The following is a 14,979-nucleotide window of genomic DNA, read 5'->3' as shown; positions in this document are numbered from 1 at the left end:
CAACCATTCCCGGACAGGACGGATTCTTTTGGACACTCCCTGGCTCGACCGGCCGCAGCTGCGCGCCTGGGTCCGGCTGCGCGCGGTGCTCGAACTGCTCCCGGGCGTGCTCGACGCCCAGCTGCGCCGCGACGCCGGCCTGACGGAGTTCGAGTACTACGTGCTGGCGACCCTGTCGGAGACGCCCGGACGGACCTCGCGCATGACCGAGCTGTCCTGGGGCACCAACGCCACACTCCCCCGGCTCTCCCACGTGGTGACCCGCCTGGAGGGGCGGGGCCTGGTGGAGCGTCTCTCCCGCCCGGAGGACCGCCGCACGACGCACGTCCGGCTCACCGACGAAGGGTGGGAGAAGGTACGGCAGGCGGCCCCCGGCCACGTGGAAACCGTCCACCACCACGTCGTCGACGCCCTCACCCCGGAGCAGCTCGACCAGCTCGCCGCCATCGCCGACGCCGTCCTCGCCAGGCTGGACCCCTCGGGGACGACGGCGGCGATCTACACCCGCTACGACGAACAGCTCAAAAAGGAAAAGCGCGATCCTGGTCCCGGACGGTGACCCACTGCAGCTCGCTGAACTCCTCGGCGGCGAACCCGAGCCCGAACCGCCCCCAGCCGCTGTCCTTGACCCCGCCGAACGGCATCTGCGGCTCGTCGTTGACCGGCTGGTCGTTGACGTGCACGATGCCGACGTCCAGCCGGGCGGCCAGCCTCAGCCCGTGACGGGGGTCGCCGGTGATCACGGACGCGGCCAGGCCCAGGTCGGAGGCGTTGGCGCGGGTCACCGCCTCCTCGGCCGAGTCGACGGCCTCCAGCACCACGACCGGGCCGAACGTCTCGCCCTGCGCGATCTCGGCCTCGTCCGGCACGTCGGTCAGCACGGTCGCGGGGTAGCACGGGGGCCGGGGCACCCCGCCCGCCAGGACGCGGGAGCCGAGCTCGACGGCCTCCTTGACCCGCCGGTCCAGCAGCGCCAGCGCCCATTCGTTGATCACGGGGCCGACCACCGTGGCCGGGTCGTGCGGGTCGCCGGTGGGCAGCGCCGCCACCTTGGCCGCGAACCGCTCGGCGAAGGCGTCGGCCAGCGGCCGTTCCACGTAGATGCGCCGGGCGCACATGCACACCTGGCCCTGGTGGATGAAGGCGCCGTAGGTGGCGGCGTTCACCGCGTAGGCGAGGTCGGCGTCGCGGGTGACGATGAGCGGGTTCTGGCCGCTGAGCTGGAGCACGACCCGCTTGAGGTGGCGGCCCGCCTTCTCGGCCAGGCGCCGGCCGGTCGGGGTGGAGCCGGTGAAGTTGACGCGCTTGACCAGCGGGCTGGCCAGCATCGCGTCGGCCACGCCGCCGGCCTCGCCCGGGGCGTGCGTGACCACGTTGAGCGCGCCGGCCGGCAGCCCGGCCTCGTGCAGCACCTCCGCCCACAGGGCGCCGCCGGTGTACGGGGCCTCCTCCGACGGCTTGACCACGACGGTGTTGCCGAGGGCGAGCGGCCCGACGACGGCCCGTCCCGACAGGGTGAGCGAGGCGTTCCACGGCGCGATGGCGCCGACGACGCCGACCGGGCGGCGGACCGCCATCGCCTGCATGCCCTCGACGTCGGACGGCAGCAGGCTGCCGGTCGGCTGGTAGGCGAGCTGGGCGGCCTGGCGCAGCAGCTTGAGCGCGAAGTCGACCTGGACCTCGCCGAAGTAGCGGCCGCACCCGGTCTCGGCGGCCAGGGCGTCGAGGATCTCGCGGCGCCTGCCGTCCAGGATGTCGGCCGCGCGCAGGAAGACGTGCTGACGCCGCCCGGGCGGCAGCGCCGACCAGCCGGGGAACGCCGCGTGCGCGGCGGCGATGGCCGCCTGTGCGTCCTCGGCGTCGCCGGCGGCCACCTCGGCGAGCACCTCGCCGGACCACGGCGAGTGGTCGGGATAGGTACGGCCGGAGCCGGCGGCCACCCACTCGCCGCCGATGAAGTGCCCGAATCGCGACTTGCGCCAGTCGCTCCCCGCTCGGGCCATGTGCCGTGGTCCTCTCGTTCGACGTGTTCGCATCAGAAGCATTCGGATGACTGGAACGCTGGAATCATATGCTGACCCCTGTGACCGATGAAGAGCTGGCCCGGACCTCCGCGGCGTCCCACTCGGTGTCGCTGGAGCGCGGGCTGAGCATCCTGGACGCGTTCACCGGCGACCGCTCGGTGCTGGGGATCGCCGACCTGGCCAGGGCCGTGGGGCTGAACAAGAGCACCACGCACCGCTACGTGGCCACGCTGACCTCGCTGCAGTACCTCCAGCAGGACCCGGAGACGAAGAAGTACTTCCTCGGCCCGCGCGCCGTCGACCTGGGCTTCGCCGCGATCGACTCGATGGAGCTGACCCGCGTCACCGGGCCGCTGCTGCAGGCGCTGGCCGACGAGACCGGGTTCACCACCAGCGTGGCCGTCGCCGACGGGCCCGACGTCGTCTACGTGGACCGGCGGCGCAGCACCAGGCGCACGTCCCTGGCCATGGACCTCAACCTGCACGTCGGCTCGCGGCTGCCGGCCTACTGCACCTCGATGGGCAAGGTGCTGCTGGCCTACCGGGACCCGGCGGCGCTCCGGCAGATCCTGGACCGCACCGACATGGCCCGCCGCGGGCCGAAGACCATCACCAACCGGGAGCAGCTGCTGGCCGCGCTGGCCAAGGTGCGCCAGAACGGGATCGCGGTCAACGACGAGGAGCTGGCCCCTGGCCTGCGCTCGTTCTCCGCTCCGCTGCGCGACCGCTCGGGCGACGTGGTGGCCGCGATCAACATCGCGGTCTACCTGACGATGGCCCCGACCACCGTCGAGGCGCTGGCCGGGCGGCTGGAGGCGCCGCTGCGGCGCACCGCCGCGGAGATCTCCCGGCGGCTCGGCTACCGGCCGTCGGCGTAGCCGCGTTCCACTGAGTGAATTCGCGTTCCATTCCTTCGGACGTCCTGTTGCACGGGTGTTAACGGACCCGTACGGTCGGGGTCACCTTCACGGCATTCCGCAGGTCGGAGCCGCGCCATGGCCACGAGCCGGGCCGGCAGCCGACCCTCCCCTTCCTCGAATGTTCCCGCGGCGCGCGTCGCCATGGACGGGACATCGTCCGGCATAAGGAGTCCTCGCGTGAGCGACGCTTCCCCCGGCGGCATGAACCGCCGATCCTTCCTCAGCGCGGTCGGCCTCGGCGCCGCCGCGATCGGCGGGGCGCCGCTGCTGAGCGCCTGCGGAGGCCTCAAGGGCACCGGCGCCTCGTCCTCCGACGTCCTCAAGATCGGGTACGTGAGCCCGCAGACCGGCGCGCTGGCCGGCTTCGCCACCGCCGACAACTTCGTGGTCAAGCAGGTCACCGAGGCGCTGCGGGGCGGCTTCACCGCCGGCGGGAAGAAGCGCACCGTCGAGATCATCGTCAAGGACACCCAGTCCAACCCCAACCGGGCCACCGAGGTCACCCGCCAGCTCATCAACAGCGACAAGGTGGACCTCATCGTCGGCTCCTCGACGCCGGACACCACCAACCCGGTGGCCGACCAGTGCGAGGCCAACGGCATCCCGAACGTCACCACAATCGCCCCCTGGGAGGCGTGGTGGAACGGCCGGGGCGGCAAGGACGGCGAGGGCTTCAAGTACACGACGCTGTTCTTCTTCGGGATGCAGGAGTTCGCCGACTGCTTCTTCCCCATGTGGGAGCGCATGGAGGTGGGCAACAAGAACGTCGCGGCGCTGTGGCCCAACGACACCGACGCCAACGCCTTCCGCCAGGGCCTCGGCCCGATGATCACCAAGGCCGGCTACGAGGTCGTGGACGGCGGCGCGTACCAGAACGGCGTCACCGACTTCAGCTCGCAGATCGCGAAGTTCAAGTCGTCGGAGGCCGAGCTGTTCACCTGCACCCCGATCCCGCCCGACTTCCAGACGTTCTGGAAGCAGGCCCGCCAGCAGGGCTTCAAGCCGAAGCTGGCCACGGTCGCCAAGGTCATGCTCTTCCCCTCCGAGGCCGAGGCCCTCGGGCAGCTCGCCAGCAACATCGCCACCGACTTCTGGTGGAGTCCGGCGCACCCGTACAAATCCACACTGGACGGCAAGACCGCCCAGCAGCTTGCCGAGGACTTCGCCGCCACCGGCAAGCAGTGGACCCAGGCGCTCGGCTCGGTCTACTCGCTGTTCGAGATCGCCGTCCAGGCGTTCAAGAACGCCGGCGACCCCAAGGACCGCGACGACGTGGCCGACAAGCTGCGCACCATGAAGATCAACTGCATGAGCGGCGACCTGGACTTCACCGCCGGCCCCAAGCCCGGCATCGCCCTGCAGCACCCGGTCGGCGGCCAGTGGCGCAAGGGCACCAAGTTCCCCTGGGACGTGGCCATCGTCGACAACACCCCCAACAAGGCCGTCCCCATCGGGGGCGACCTGCTGCCGACCGGCGCATGATGACCGCACCGCTGCTGCGCCTGGAGAGCCTGTCCAAGAGCTTCGGCCAGGTGACCGTCGCCCGGGACCTGGCCCTGTCGCTGGGACCGGGCGAGGCGCTGGGCATCGTCGGGCCGAACGGGGCGGGCAAGTCCAGCCTGTTCGCGATGATCTCCGGCGACCTGCGCCCGGACGCCGGCACGGTCTGGCTGGACGGGCGCGACGTCACCGGCGTCCCGCCGCACGCCCGCACCCGCGCCGGCATCGGCCGCACCTACCAGGTGCCGCGCCCGTTCAGCCACCTCACCGTGTTCGAGAACGTCCTGGTGTGCGCGCACCAGGGCGCCGGGCTGCACGGCAAGCAGGCCTGGTCGCAGGCCATGGACGTGCTGGAGCGCACCGGCCTGGCCGACCTGGCCAACACAGCCGCAGGACGGCTCACCCTGCTGCAGCGCAAGCGCCTCGAAGTGGCCCGCGCGCTCGGCACCGGCCCCCGGCTGCTGCTGCTCGACGAGGTCGCCGGCGGGCTCACCGAGCCCGAGGTGGCCGAGCTGGTCGAGGTGATCAGGCGGCTGCACGCCGACGGGCTCGGCATCGTGTGGATCGAGCACGTGGTGCACGCCCTGGTCAAGACCGTCGCCCGGATGATCTGTCTGGCCGGCGGCGACGTCGTCGCCGACGGCGAGCCGGTCGCGGTGCTCGCCGACGCCAAGGTACGCGAGCTGTACCTGGGCGGCGTCATGGAGGGGGAGGAATCGTGAGCCTGCTGTCGATCCGCGACCTCACCGTGCACCACGGCCTGCTGCGCGCCGTGGACGGCGTCAGCCTGGAGCTGGAACGCGGCGAGGTCCTGGCCGTCATCGGCGCCAACGGCGCCGGCAAGTCCACGCTGCTGCGGGCCCTGGCCGGGCTCGACGCCCCCACGTCGGGGACCGTGCACCTCGCGGGCCGCGACATCACCCGCTCCCCCGCCCACCAGCGGGTCTCGGCCGGGATCGCGCTGGTCCCCGAGGGCCGGCGGCTGTTCCGCTCCCTCACCGTCGAGGAGAACCTGCTCACCGGCACCTACCGCAAGCGCGGCGGCCCCTGGACCCTGGAACGGGTCTACGAGCTGTTCCCGTGGATGACCGAACGGCGACGCCAGAACGCCGCGCAGCTGTCCGGCGGCGAGCAGCAGGCCGTGGCCATCGGCCGGGCCCTGCTGACCAACCCCGACCTGCTGCTCGTCGACGAGCTGTCGCTGGGCCTGGCGCCGGTCATCGTGCGCCGCATCTACGAGACGCTGCCGGAGATCGTCGCCGCCGGCACCACCGCGCTCGTCGTCGAGCAGGACGTCTCGCAGGCCCTGCGCGTCGCCGACCGGGTGCACTGCCTGCTGGAGGGCCGCTCGGTGCTGGCCGGCCGGCCCGCCGAGCTCACCGCGGAGCAGGTCGAGCACGCGTACTTCGGCATCGGCGACCTCACGCAGGACGGGAAAGACTGACATGCAATGGTTCAACGCGGTGGTCCAGGGACTGCTGCTCGGCGGCCTGTACGCGCTGTTCGCGACCGGCCTGTCGCTGATGTTCGGCGTGATGCGGATCGTCAACCTCGCCCACGGCGACCTGGCCGTCGTCGCCTCGTTCCTGGCCCTCGCCCTCGTCGGCGGCACCGGGCTGCCGCTGTGGGTGGTCATCGTGGTGACCGTGCCGCTGTTCGCGGTGCTCGGCTACCTCACCCAGCGGGTGCTGCTGCAGGGCAGCCTCTCGTCGGGGCCGCTGGCCACCCTGCTGGTCACGTTCGGGCTGTCGATCGTGCTGCAGAACGTGCTGCTGGAGATCTTCTCCGCCGACACGCGCACCCTGGACGGCGGCTCGTTCGCCACCTCCTCCTTCCAGCTCGCGGGCTCCGTCACCGTCGGCTGGCTGCCGCTGGTCACGTTCCTGCTGGCCTGCGCCGTGCTGGCCGGCATCCAGGTGTTCCTGACCCGCACCGGGCTCGGCAGAATGCTGCGCGCCTCCTCCGACGACCGCGAGACCGCGAACCTGGTCGGGGCCGACAGCCGGCACGTGTACGGCGTCGCCACCGCCATCGCCTTCGCCACCGTGGCGCTGGCCGGGCTGATGTTCGCGGTGCGCTCGTCGTTCGACCCGGCCACCGGCCCGTCGCGGCTGATCTTCGCGTTCGAGGCGGTCGTCATCGGCGGGCTCGGCTCGCTGTGGGGGACGCTGCTGGGCGGCATCGTGCTCGGCGTCACCCAGTCGCTCGGCTCCCAGATCGACCCGGCGATGACGCTGCTCGCCGGACACCTCGTCTTCCTCGCCGTGCTGGCCTTCCGGCCGCAGGGCCTGCTCGCCGGACGGACCACATGAGCCTCTCCCATCTGCTGACCGAGCGGGCGGCGGCCGCCGTGGACGTGCGCCGCGCCGCCCGCACCTCCAAGGTGTCGGGCGGGGCGATGCTCGCCGTCGTGGTGCTGCTCGCGGCGCTGCCGTACGTGGTCTTCAGCGACGTCACCGACACGCTCGTCAACTTCTACGTGCTGGTCGCGCTGGCGAGCATGTGGAACCTGCTGGCCGGGTTCTGCGGCCTGGTCTCGGTCGGGCAGCAGGCATTCGTCGGGATCGGCGCCTACAGCGTGATCGCGCTGGCCGACCTGGGGGTGCAGCCGTACCTGGCGGTGCCGCTGGCCGCGCTCACCTGCGTGGTGTTCGCGGTCCCCACCTCGTGGCTGGCCTTCCGGCTGCGCGGCGACTACTTCGCCGTCGGCACGTGGGTGATCGCCGAGGTGTACCGGCTGCTGGTGGTGCGCGTCGACGCCCTCGGCGGCGCCAGCGGCAAGGGCCTGGCCGGGCTGTCCGGCCTGGACCCCGCGCTGCGCGGCGCGCTGACCTACTGGGTGGCGCTGGCGCTCACCCTCGCCACCGTCGGCGGCTGCTACCTGCTGCTGCGCGGCCGGGTGGGGCTGTCGCTGATGGCGGTGCGCGACGAGGAGACCGCCGCGAGCGCCGCCGGCATCGACGTGACCCGGGCCAAGCGGATCGTCTACCTGGTGTCGGCCGCCGGGACCGGCGCGGCGGGCGGGGTGATCACGGTCGGCTCGCTCAGCGTCAACCCGGACGCGATCTTCAATGTGCAGTGGTCGGCGTACATGATCTTCATCGTGGTCATCGGCGGCATCGGCTTCGTCGAGGGGCCGCTGCTCGGCGCGGTGGTGTTCTTCGCGCTGCAGCAACTGCTGGCCGACTACGGCTCGTGGTACCTGGTGCTCCTGGGGGCCGTCGGCATCGCGGCCGCGCGGTGGCTGCCGGGCGGGCTGTGGGGGCTGGTACGCGACCGGACCGGGCTGAGCCTGTTCCCCGTCGGCTACCACGTGCGGGGTGTCGATGTTTCCTGAGACGCTGAGCGGGGCTTCATCGGCCATCGCGCGCGGCGAGCTGTCGCCGGTCGAGCTCACCGAGCACCTGCTGGAGCGGGTCGCCGCGACCGAGCCGGCGCTGCACGCCTACGCCACCGTCACCGCCGAGGCCGCGCTCGCCCGCGCCCGAGCCCTCGCCGGCGAGCCGCCGCGCGGCCCGCTGCACGGCATCCCGATCGGCGTCAAGGACCTCATCGACACGGCCGGCATACGCACCAGCTACGGCTCGCCCCGCTTCGCCGGGCACGTGCCGGACCGGGACGCGACAGCGGTCACCCGGCTGCTGGCGGCCGGGACGGTGATCCTCGGCAAGCACACCACGCACGAGCTGGCCTGGGGCGGGCGCACCGACAGCGCCTGCTTCGGTCCCACGCACAACCCGTACCGGCGCGGCCGCATCCCCGGGGGCTCGTCCGGCGGGTCGGCGGCCTCGGTCACCGCCGGCAGCTCCCTGGGCGGGCTGGGCTCCGACACGGCCGGCAGCGTACGCATCCCCGCCGCGCTGAGCGGCTGCGTCGGCTTCAAGCCCACCCGCGGCCGGATCCCGCTGGACGGCGTGCTGCCGCTGGCCCCGTCGCTGGACCACCTCGGCGTCCTGGCCCGCACCGTGGACGACGCGGCGCTGCTCATGGACGCGCTCGCCGACCCCCTCACGGACGAGCCGCCGGCCCGGCCGCGGATCGGCTGGCTCGGCGGCTGGTTCGGCGCGGTGCTCGCCCCCGAGGTGCGCGCGGCGCTCGACGCCGTACGGGCCCGGCTGGAGGACGCCGGCGTGATCGTCGTGGACGTCGCCGTCCCCGACGAGCCGCTGATGCCGGAGGCGCCGCTGGCCAGGATCGTCCGCGAGGCCGGCGCCTACCACCGGGCCGCCTTCGCCGAGCAGCCGGAGCTGTTCGGGCCGGACGTCGCCGAGCTGATGCGGCTGCCCGCGCCGCCCGCCGAACAGGTGGAGCGGCAGGAGGCCGCGCTGGGCCGCATCGTCGCCGCGCTGCGCTCCGCGCTCGACGGCGGCTGCGACGTGCTGGCCTGCGCCACCGTCCCGGTGACGGCCCCGCCCATCGGCGCCGGCACCGTCACCGTCGACGGCCGCGCGTGGCCCGTCGAATTCGTGCTGACCCGGCTCACCGCGCCGTTCAACGCGGCCGGCCTGCCGGCGATCACGGTGCCGGTCGCCCTGGCCGACGGCCTGCCGATCGGGCTGCAGCTCGCCGGCGGCCCGCTGCGCGACCCGACGGTGCTGGCCGCGGCCCGCCTCGTCCAGCGGCTCACCCCTCCCCCGCCGCCCCCCGCCATCCGTAGCGAAGGAGATCAACGATGAGAGTGACGGCCGCGGTCGTCGACGAGCTCGGCGGGCGCTTCCACGTCGAGGAGCTCGACCTCGACGAGCCGGGACCGGGCGAAGCCCTCGTACGCGTCGTCGCCTCCGGCATCTGCCACACCGACACCATCACCCGGCACGGCGACCTGCCGATGCCGTTCCCCGCCGTGCTCGGCCACGAAGGGGCCGGCGAGGTCGTGGCCGTGGGCGACGGCGTCACCTCCGTACGGCCCGGCGACCACGTGGTCATCGGCTGGCCCTCGTGCGGCGCCTGCCGCAACTGCCGCGACGGCGAGCCCCGCTACTGTGCCCGCCTCGGCGAGGCCCTGTGCGGCGGCGGCCGCCTGCTGGGGCCACGGGCCGGCCAGAGCGCGTTGCGCAGACCGGACGGCTCGGCGGTGCACAGCCACTTCTTCGGCCAGTCGTCGTTCTCGACCTACGCGCTCACCTGGGCGGACGCCCTCGTCGTCGTGCCTTCGGACGCGCCGCTGGAACTGCTCGGCCCGCTCGCCTGCGGCATCGCCACCGGGGCGGGCGCCGTGCTGAACACCGTCAAACCCGGCCCCGGCTCCAGCCTGGTGATCTACGGGGCCGGCGCGGTCGGCCTGGCCGCGGTGATGGCGGCCAGGCTCTCCCCCGCCACGAAGATCATCGCGGTGGACCGGCACCCCTCCCGGCTGGAGCTGGCCCTGGAGTTCGGCGCCACCCACACCGTCGACGCCTCGCGGACCGACCCCGTCGCCGAGGTCCACCGCATCTGCGACGGCCCCGCCGACCACGCTCTGGAGTGCACCGGCGTCATCCCCGTCGTACGCCAGGCCGCCGACAGCGTCGGCATGCTCGGCACCTGCGTGCTCATCGGCGGCGCACCGGCCGGCGCCGAGTTCTCCCTCGACCACCTGACGACGCTGTGGGGCAAACGCATCGTCGGCACCCTCGGCGGCAGCGGCCGCAGCGAGACGCTCATCCCCACCCTGATCGAGCTGCACCGGCAGGGACGCTTCCCCTTCGACCGGCTGGTCCGCTTCTACGACCTGGCCGACATCGAGACGGCACTGGAAGACAGTCACCGGGGCGAGGTGCTCAAGCCCGTCCTTCGTATTAAGGATTAATCATGACCATCTCCCGCGAACTGCTTATCGGCGGCAAGAGCGTGCCCGCGCGGTCCGGCCGCACCACCGCCGACCTCAACCCCTACACCGGACAGCCGTACGCCACCGTGGCCGCCGCCGGACCCGAGGACGTGACCCTCGCCGTGGACGCGGCGCAGGCCGCCTTCGACGACTGGGCGGCGCTCAGCCCCTTCGCCCGCCGCGCCATCTTCCTCAAGGCCGCCGACCTGCTCCAGGAACGCGGCGAGCAGGCGGCCGCCCTCATGGCGGGCGAGGTCGGCGGCACCCGGCCGTGGGCCCTGTTCAACGTCGGCCTGGCCGCGAACATGCTGCGCGAGGCCGCCGCCGCGATCACCGCCCCGCGCGGCGACGTGCTCACCGCGCAGGAGGAAGGCGCGCTCGGCCTGGCCGTACGCGAGCCCGTCGGCGTCGTCGCCGCCTTCTCCCCCTGGAACGCGCCCCTCATCCTCGGCGTCCGCTCGGTGGCCGCCGCGCTCGCCGCCGGCAACACCGTCGTCATGAAGCCCAGCGAGGACGCGCCGATCGCCTGCGGCCTGTTCGTCGCCGACGTGCTGGCCGAGGCCGGGCTGCCCGGCGGCGTGCTCAACGTCGTCACCAACGACCCGGCCGACGCCGCGCAGATCGCCGAGACGCTCATCGCCGACCCGCGCGTACGCGCCGTCAACTTCACCGGCTCCACCGAGGTCGGACGCATCATCGGCACCCACGCCGCCCGGCACCTCAAGCCCGCCATGCTGGAGCTCGGCGGCAAGAACGCCATCATCGTGCTCGACGACGCCGACCTCGACTACGCGGTGGACGCGGCGACGTTCGGCGTGTTCATGAACGCCGGGCAGATCTGCATGTCCGGCGACCGGATCCTGGTGCACGAGTCGCTGGCCGAGGAGTTCACGGCCAGGTTCGCGGCCAAGGTCGCCACGCTGCCCGCCGGCGACCCGGCCGAGCCGACCACGGTCATCGGGCCGCTCGTCTCCGCGGCCGCGGCGCGGCGCGTCGCCGCCCTCGTCAGCGACGCCGTCGCCAAGGGCGCCACCGTCGTGACCGGAGGCGGCGAGCCTTCCGGGGCGGTGCACCCGGCGACCGTCCTGACCGGCGTGCCCGCCGACGCCGACCTGTACTACGGCGAGGGCTTCGGCCCGATCTGCGTCATCGACACCTTCGCCACCGACGAGGAGGCCGTCGCCAAGGCCAACGACACCGACCACGGCCTGACCGCGGGCATCATCACCGAGAACGGCACGCACGGCCTGCGCGTGGCCCGCCGGCTGCAGACCGGCATCGTCCACATCAACGACCAGTCGGTCGCCGACGAGCCGCAGGCCCCGTTCGGCGGCTTCAAGTCCTCCGGCTACGGGCGCTTCGGCGGCCGGTGGGGCATCGAGGCGTTCACCAACACCCGCTGGATCACCCTGGCGACCCAGCACGCCCACTACCCCTTCTAGGGTGCGCCCTACTGATCTGCGGCCACGACGTCGGCGAGCGGGGTGGCGGCGTGACCCGTCAGGTGCGTGATGTCGTCGCTCACCCCGTCGAGCTGCCCCGCCGCGATGGCGGTGTAGGTGGACACCCACGCGTCGACCTGCCAGTCCGGGGCACCGTAGGAGGCGCGCGAGCGATAGGCCTCCTCCACCGTCTCGGGCTGGTAGGTGATCGTACGGCCGCTCGTCCGCGACAGGATCCCGGCGACCTCTGTCAGGGTGAGCGCGTGCGGGCCGGTCAGGTCGTAGGTGCGGCCCGCGTGCTCGTCCGGCCGCAGCAGCACGGCGGTGACGGCGTCGGCGATGTCGTCCTGGGCCACGACCGCGGCCCGGCCCTCCCCCGCCGGGCCGCGGATGACGCCGTCCTCGCCCACGAGGGCGGGCGTGAAGTCGGCGTACAGGTTGTCGCGCAGGAAGGTGAACGACAGCCCGCTGCCGCGCAGGTGCTGCTCGGTGGCCCAGTGGTCACGGGCCAGGGTGAAGACGGCGTCCGGCGCCGCGCCGAAGAACGACAGGTAGACCACGTGCCGGACCTTCGCTTGCGCGGCGGCGTCCACGAACGCCCGATGCCGGTCCAGGCGGTCCGGTGACTCGGAGCCCGAGACCATGAACAGCACCTCGACGCCTTCCAGCGCGGCGACCGCGCCGGGCTCGCCGTAGGCGCAGCGCACCGCGGTCGCGCCGGGCAGGTCCGGGGCGCGGCCGGGGTCGCGCACCGCCAGCCGCTGCGGCACCCCGGCCGCGGCGAGCCTGCGGGCGACCCGGCCGCCGACGCGGCCGGTCGCCCCCGTGACGGCGATCGTCGCCTGGTCGGAGCGGGTCACAGTGGACCTCCTTCGATGTGTCGAACCTGTCGCCGATCTCCGGCACGAGCGGTTCGACGAAGTGCTTCAGTCAGTCTCGCAGCCGGGCAGCGGCAGCGGGAAGCTGACCGCTCCATGAACGCAGACCCCAGAGGGTTGTGGGATGCGAGAGGAGGATGCCTCAAGCGGGCAGCTTCGCGTCTATGACGAAGCTGATCTCGATGACCTGGCCGGGCAAGGTCAGGTCAGTGATGCCCACGACCGTGCTGGCCGGGCGGTGGTTGCCGAAGTACGCCAGGTTGCCCTCCGCGGTCGCCGTGGCGTTCTGCCGCAGGTTCACCACGTACAGGGTCTGCGAGACGATCTGGTTCCTAGTGGCGCCGTAGTGGTCCAGGACCCTGTCCATGTTGGCATAGGTCTGCTTGAGCTGCGCGGCGAAGTCGTCCGCGTAGAGGAACTCGCCTGCCCCGTCGAACGAGAGCTGTCCAGAGACGTGGATCAGCTCGCCGGACCTGATCGCCTGTGAGTAGCCGAAATCGCTCTCCGCCGGCACGTTGTAGCTGAAGACATCAATGGTGGTCATGGGTGCTCGTCCTTCCGATCCGCTCTCTTGTGGATACTCAGAAACTGTAGGAGAGTGAAGTCTGACCTGGAAGAACGCACTTTTTCGTGACTGAGGAACCAGATGGTGACCAAGCATCTACTCAAGGGCCTGCCCGAGGACGCTGACCTGCGGCGCGCCGACTCCCTGGCGCGCGAGATCTTCTCGGACGTCGCCAACAAGTGGGCCCTCCTGATCATCGAGGCGCTCGGCGAGCGCACCATGCGTTTCAGTGAGCTGCGGAACGAGGTCGAGGGCGTCAGTCACAAGATGCTCACCCAGAACCTGCGCATGCTGGAACGCAACGGCCTGGTCGACCGGAAGGTGCACCCCACCGTGCCGCCGCGGGTGGAGTACACCCTCACCGAACCCGGCCAGGGCCTACGCACCGCTGTCGACGCCATATGCGGCTGGACCCACCAGCACCTCGGTCACATCGAGAGTGCACGCGGCCGTTTCGACGCCTGACGGGCACGCAACGGCACCCTCGTGTTGCGCGAGCAGTACTTCACCGCGCCGGTGGGGATGGCAGGTGTTGACGATCTCCCTCATGTCGTAGTTGCCCTGGTGACCGCCGATGGAACCGTGCCGGGCCTTCCACGCGGTGATCACGGGCTCGATCAGAGCCCATCGCTCATCGGATAAGTCGCGCCTGTAGAACTGGCGGTCACTCACAGGAGGCGGGTAAGCCTGTCCGGCCGGGGTGACCATTTCGCCTTCAACGCCCTCCTGTGGCCCGCAGTGCGGCGCGCGGCGGCACCCCGTGCGGTCACCGTCAGCGCCATCGCCGCGCGGTGGCCGATGGGCAGGCTCGGCGACCTGATGAGCGAGAAGAACTACCGGGGCATGACCGCCTACGCCAAGTCCAAGCGCGCCAACGTCGTCCACACGCTCGAACTCGCCACCTCCAGCGGCACGGCTCCGGACTGCTGACCCGCATCATCACCCCGATCTCCGAACGGCTGCTCATGGGATCGGCCGAAGGGGCGGCCTGGCCCTCGGTGTACGCGGCCACCAGCCTCCACGTGCGGTCGGGCCAGTTCATCGGCCCGGCCGGACGCGACCAGACCTCCGGCACCCCCGAACCCGCCGAACTCCCCAAGGGCGCCGACGATTTCGACCAGGGCAGAAGGCTCTGGGCGGCGAGCGAACAGCTCACCGGCATCACCTTCGACCTCGACGCCGGAATGGTGCAGCGGGTCCGGCGGCGGCGCAGGTGGGCGCGGGGTCCTACGGGGAGGCGGGACCGGCAGTCGGCGATCCGCCCGTGGGGTGCGGATTCGTACGCAGACCGTCGAGCAGGATGCGGATCAGGGCGCCGGGGAAGTCCGGGTCGTTGTCGACGCCGGCGAGCGCGACGAGGCCGTCGAGGATCTGTCCGAGAGAGACGTCGTCGCGTACTTCTCCGCTGCGTTGCGCGGCGCGGAAAAGGGGTTCGCCGGCCGCGATCGTGCGGGAGCGGCTGGCGCGGAGGATGGGGGTGCCGTCGGCGGATTCGGAGAGGAGGACGGAGGCGAGAGGTCCCTTGCGGGCGCCGAGGGCGTGGAAGCGCATGAGCCAGGCGAAGAAGGCCTCGCCCGGCGTGTCGCCGCTGACGGATTCGGCGGCTTGGCAGATGTCGTCGACGGTGTGACGGAAGAGTTCCTCGACCAGATCGAGTCTGCCGGGGAAGTTGCGGTAGAGCGTGGCCATGCCGACGCCGGCACGTCGGGCGATCTCGGCCATCGACGGTGCGGCACCGGGGTCGGCGAAGGCCTCGCGGGCGACCGCGATGATCTTCGACCGGTTGCGCTCGGCGTCGGCACGTCGGGCGGGGGCGGGCTCAGCGCTCACGACGCATGCTT

At 72.2% G+C, this 14,979-nt stretch carries 16 protein-coding genes and 1 pseudogene; 12 read left to right on the top strand and 5 right to left on the bottom strand.

From position 1 onward, the window contains the following. Nucleotides 1–28 precede the first annotated feature (28 nt). Nucleotides 29–559, top strand: a complete 531-nt coding sequence (locus ACBR40_RS07590; protein WP_371248040.1) for a MarR family winged helix-turn-helix transcriptional regulator — start codon at nucleotides 29–31, stop codon at nucleotides 557–559. On the opposite strand, the gene ACBR40_RS07585 is transcribed toward ACBR40_RS07590, so the two are convergent. After that, complete coding sequence (locus ACBR40_RS07585) at nucleotides 522–2,003, bottom strand: aldehyde dehydrogenase family protein (protein WP_371248039.1); 1,482 nt, start codon at nucleotides 2,001–2,003, stop codon at nucleotides 522–524. The genes ACBR40_RS07590 and ACBR40_RS07585 overlap by 38 nt on opposite strands. An 80-nt stretch (nucleotides 2,004–2,083) precedes the next feature. Here ACBR40_RS07585 and ACBR40_RS07580 point away from each other — a divergent pair, with 80 nt between their 5' ends. The 9 genes from ACBR40_RS07580 (at nucleotide 2,084) to ACBR40_RS07540 (ending at nucleotide 11,695) form a co-directional block, all read left to right on the top strand. Beyond that, nucleotides 2,084–2,902, top strand: a complete 819-nt coding sequence (locus ACBR40_RS07580) for an IclR family transcriptional regulator (protein WP_344207543.1) — start codon at nucleotides 2,084–2,086, stop codon at nucleotides 2,900–2,902. A gap of 219 nt (nucleotides 2,903–3,121) precedes the next feature. After that, nucleotides 3,122–4,426 (top strand): ABC transporter substrate-binding protein, encoded by a 1,305-nt coding sequence (locus ACBR40_RS07575; RefSeq protein WP_371248038.1) that lies wholly within the window; start codon nucleotides 3,122–3,124, stop codon nucleotides 4,424–4,426. Next, entirely contained in the window at nucleotides 4,423–5,166 is a 744-nt protein-coding gene (locus tag ACBR40_RS07570; RefSeq protein ID WP_371248037.1) for an ABC transporter ATP-binding protein, read from the top strand. The genes ACBR40_RS07575 and ACBR40_RS07570 overlap by 4 nt, the downstream gene beginning before the upstream one ends. Then, complete coding sequence (locus ACBR40_RS07565; RefSeq protein ID WP_371248036.1) at nucleotides 5,163–5,888, top strand: ABC transporter ATP-binding protein; 726 nt, start codon at nucleotides 5,163–5,165, stop codon at nucleotides 5,886–5,888. The genes ACBR40_RS07570 and ACBR40_RS07565 overlap by 4 nt, the downstream gene beginning before the upstream one ends. Nucleotide 5,889: 1 nt before the next feature. Next, nucleotides 5,890–6,756, top strand: a complete 867-nt coding sequence (locus ACBR40_RS07560) for a branched-chain amino acid ABC transporter permease (RefSeq protein WP_091094198.1) — start codon at nucleotides 5,890–5,892, stop codon at nucleotides 6,754–6,756. Continuing rightward, the gene (locus ACBR40_RS07555) at nucleotides 6,753–7,781 is read left to right on the top strand and encodes a branched-chain amino acid ABC transporter permease (protein ID WP_371248035.1); all 1,029 of its coding nucleotides are present in this window, start codon (nucleotides 6,753–6,755) and stop codon (nucleotides 7,779–7,781) included. The genes ACBR40_RS07560 and ACBR40_RS07555 overlap by 4 nt, the downstream gene beginning before the upstream one ends. After that, entirely contained in the window at nucleotides 7,771–9,120 is a 1,350-nt protein-coding gene (locus tag ACBR40_RS07550) for an amidase (RefSeq protein ID WP_371248355.1), read from the top strand. Before ACBR40_RS07555 ends, ACBR40_RS07550 begins: the two co-directional genes overlap by 11 nt. Continuing rightward, nucleotides 9,117–10,232: an NAD(P)-dependent alcohol dehydrogenase gene (locus ACBR40_RS07545; protein ID WP_371248034.1), complete on the top strand. Its 1,116-nt coding sequence runs from the start codon at nucleotides 9,117–9,119 to the stop codon at nucleotides 10,230–10,232. Before ACBR40_RS07550 ends, ACBR40_RS07545 begins: the two co-directional genes overlap by 4 nt. Nucleotides 10,233–10,234: 2 nt before the next feature. After that, nucleotides 10,235–11,695 carry an aldehyde dehydrogenase family protein gene (locus ACBR40_RS07540; RefSeq protein ID WP_371248032.1) on the top strand — a complete coding sequence of 487 codons (1,461 nt, stop codon included), beginning with the start codon at nucleotides 10,235–10,237 and terminating at the stop codon, nucleotides 11,693–11,695. Between the two features lie 8 nt (nucleotides 11,696–11,703). Here ACBR40_RS07540 and ACBR40_RS07535 read toward each other — a convergent pair whose 3' ends face one another. Continuing rightward, nucleotides 11,704–12,555 carry an SDR family oxidoreductase gene (locus tag ACBR40_RS07535; RefSeq protein WP_371248031.1) on the bottom strand — a complete coding sequence of 284 codons (852 nt, stop codon included), beginning with the start codon at nucleotides 12,553–12,555 and terminating at the stop codon, nucleotides 11,704–11,706. Between the two features lie 160 nt (nucleotides 12,556–12,715). Then, the gene (locus ACBR40_RS07530) at nucleotides 12,716–13,117 is read right to left on the bottom strand and encodes a RidA family protein (RefSeq protein ID WP_371248030.1); all 402 of its coding nucleotides are present in this window, start codon (nucleotides 13,115–13,117) and stop codon (nucleotides 12,716–12,718) included. A gap of 102 nt (nucleotides 13,118–13,219) precedes the next feature. Here ACBR40_RS07530 and ACBR40_RS07525 point away from each other — a divergent pair, with 102 nt between their 5' ends. Continuing rightward, a complete protein-coding gene (locus tag ACBR40_RS07525; protein ID WP_371248029.1) occupies nucleotides 13,220–13,603 on the top strand; it encodes a winged helix-turn-helix transcriptional regulator in 384 nt (127 codons plus the stop codon). Nucleotides 13,604–13,694: 91 nt separating this feature from the next. Here the strand turns inward: ACBR40_RS07525 and ACBR40_RS07520 are convergent. Next, nucleotides 13,695–13,810, bottom strand: a pseudogene (locus ACBR40_RS07520) (IS5/IS1182 family transposase); the annotation flags it as partial. Between the two features lie 66 nt (nucleotides 13,811–13,876). On the opposite strand from ACBR40_RS07520, the gene ACBR40_RS07515 reads away from it, so the two are divergent. Continuing rightward, nucleotides 13,877–14,068, top strand: coding sequence for a hypothetical protein (locus ACBR40_RS07515; RefSeq protein ID WP_371248028.1), 192 nt, complete (start codon nucleotides 13,877–13,879; stop codon nucleotides 14,066–14,068). Nucleotides 14,069–14,365: 297 nt separating this feature from the next. Here ACBR40_RS07515 and ACBR40_RS07510 read toward each other — a convergent pair whose 3' ends face one another. After that, entirely contained in the window at nucleotides 14,366–14,968 is a 603-nt protein-coding gene (locus tag ACBR40_RS07510; protein ID WP_371248026.1) for a TetR/AcrR family transcriptional regulator, read from the bottom strand. Nucleotides 14,969–14,979: the final 11 nt, after the last annotated feature.

The sequence above is a fragment of the Nonomuraea sp. AD125B genome, from assembly GCF_041402765.1.
Taxonomy (GTDB): domain Bacteria; phylum Actinomycetota; class Actinomycetes; order Streptosporangiales; family Streptosporangiaceae; genus Nonomuraea; species Nonomuraea bangladeshensis.
Note: the sequence above shows the minus strand (reverse complement) of the source record. Positions and strands in the feature narration are given on the sequence as shown.

Coding starts and splice junctions, on each gene's coding strand:
- ACBR40_RS07585 (WP_371248039.1), bottom strand. CDS start 2,003: ATGGCCCGAGCGGGGAGCGACTGGCGCAAGTCGCGATTCGGGCACTTC.
- ACBR40_RS07570 (WP_371248037.1), top strand. CDS start 4,423: ATGATGACCGCACCGCTGCTGCGCCTGGAGAGCCTGTCCAAGAGCTTC.
- ACBR40_RS07560 (WP_091094198.1), top strand. CDS start 5,890: ATGCAATGGTTCAACGCGGTGGTCCAGGGACTGCTGCTCGGCGGCCTG.
- ACBR40_RS07555 (WP_371248035.1), top strand. CDS start 6,753: ATGAGCCTCTCCCATCTGCTGACCGAGCGGGCGGCGGCCGCCGTGGAC.
- ACBR40_RS07550 (WP_371248355.1), top strand. CDS start 7,771: ATGTTTCCTGAGACGCTGAGCGGGGCTTCATCGGCCATCGCGCGCGGC.
- ACBR40_RS07545 (WP_371248034.1), top strand. CDS start 9,117: ATGAGAGTGACGGCCGCGGTCGTCGACGAGCTCGGCGGGCGCTTCCAC.
- ACBR40_RS07540 (WP_371248032.1), top strand. CDS start 10,235: ATGACCATCTCCCGCGAACTGCTTATCGGCGGCAAGAGCGTGCCCGCG.
- ACBR40_RS07530 (WP_371248030.1), bottom strand. CDS start 13,117: ATGACCACCATTGATGTCTTCAGCTACAACGTGCCGGCGGAGAGCGAT.
- ACBR40_RS07525 (WP_371248029.1), top strand. CDS start 13,220: ATGGTGACCAAGCATCTACTCAAGGGCCTGCCCGAGGACGCTGACCTG.